Origin of the sequence: Rubneribacter badeniensis, from assembly GCF_002899695.1 — a bacterium.
Classification (GTDB): domain Bacteria; phylum Actinomycetota; class Coriobacteriia; order Coriobacteriales; family Eggerthellaceae; genus Rubneribacter; species Rubneribacter badeniensis.
Genome location: NZ_PPEL01000164.1, coordinates 1 through 1,327, shown reverse-complemented (window position 1 = coordinate 1,327; position 1,327 = coordinate 1). Strand labels below are relative to the sequence as shown.

The 1,327-nt window shown below is 66.2% G+C and carries 1 protein-coding gene; it reads left to right on the top strand.

What is annotated here, in order from left to right:
* The first annotated feature begins 119 nt into the window (after positions 1 to 119).
* Positions 120 to 1,280, top strand: a complete 1,161-nt coding sequence (locus C2L80_RS13465) for an IS256 family transposase (RefSeq protein WP_087198813.1) — start codon at positions 120 to 122, stop codon at positions 1,278 to 1,280.
* Positions 1,281 to 1,327 lie beyond the last annotated feature (47 nt).

The window sequence follows — 1,327 nt, the reverse complement described above, 5'->3', positions numbered from 1 at the left end:
GGTAACGTACAATTTTTTGCGCACTTTGACAGCAGGATAGCGTCCAGATAGGAAGGAGGGCACGGCCCGCCCCGGTATGATTCGAGTTGTCGAGACAAGAAGCATATTGGAGGAGAGCCATGCCCGAGCCAATCGTAACACTGAACGAGGAGAGCCTGAAGTCCGATCTGCGCGAGCTGGTGAGAAAGACGGTCGAGGACACCCTGAACGGCCTTCTGGATGAGGAGGCGGGCGACCTCGTCGGCGCGGAGCGCTACGAGCGCGCCGCGGGGCGCGAGGCCTATCGGGCCGGCCACTACGACAGGAGCCTGGCAACGACGTCCGGCGAGGTCACGCTGCGCATGCCCAAGCTCAAGGGGATGAGGTTCACCACGGCGATCATCGAGCGCTACCGGCGCCGCGAGACCAGCGTCGAGGAGGCGATGATCGAGATGTACCTGGCCGGCGTCTCGACGCGCAGGATCGAGGACGTCTCCGAGATCCTGTGGGGGTCGAGCGTGTCGGCGGCGACCGTCTCGAACCTGAACGAGAAGGCGTTCGCCGCGGTCGAGGAGTGGCGAAACCGCCCGCTCGTTCGCGCCTACCCCTACGTCTACGTCGACGGCATCTACCTGAAGCGCAGCTGGGGCGGGAGCTACGAGAACGTGGCGGTGATGGTGGCGATAGGCGTCAACGACGACGGCTACCGCGAGGTGATAGGCGCCGCCGAGGGCTTCACCGAGTCGGCCGAGTGCTGGCGGGAGTTCCTCTCGTGGCTGAAGTCGCGCGGGCTGCGCGGGGTCAGGATGTTCACCGGCGACAAGGCCGCCGGCATGGTCGGCTCGATCGCCGAGGTCTTCCCGAACGCCGCCTACCAGCGCTGCACGGTCCATTTCTACCGCAACGCGCTGGCGAAGGTGCCCAAGTCCAAGAGGCCCAAGGCGGCCGCGATGCTCAAGGCCATACACGCCATGGAGTCGCGCGAGGCCTCCGAGGCCAAGGCCCTCGAGGTGGCCGACGAGCTCGACTCAATGAGGCTGAAGGAGGCCGCGAAGGTCGTCCGCGACGGATACGCCGAGACCCTGACGTACACGCGCTTCCCGCGCGAGCACTGGCGGCGCATACGCACCAACAACGCCATCGAGCGCCTGAACCGCGAGATCCGCAGGCGCACGCGCGTGGTCGGGACGTTCCCCGACGGGAAGAGCGCCCTCATGCTCGTGACCGCGAGGCTCAAGTACGTGGCCGAGAGCGAGTGGGGCTCGAGGCGCTATCTGGACGTGACTCTGCTGGAGGGGTAGCCGCACCGGACGGCGGGCTTATGAGGCTGTCGGAAAAGTGCGCAAGA

Coding starts and splice junctions, on each gene's coding strand:
- C2L80_RS13465 (WP_087198813.1), top strand. CDS start 120: ATGCCCGAGCCAATCGTAACACTGAACGAGGAGAGCCTGAAGTCCGAT.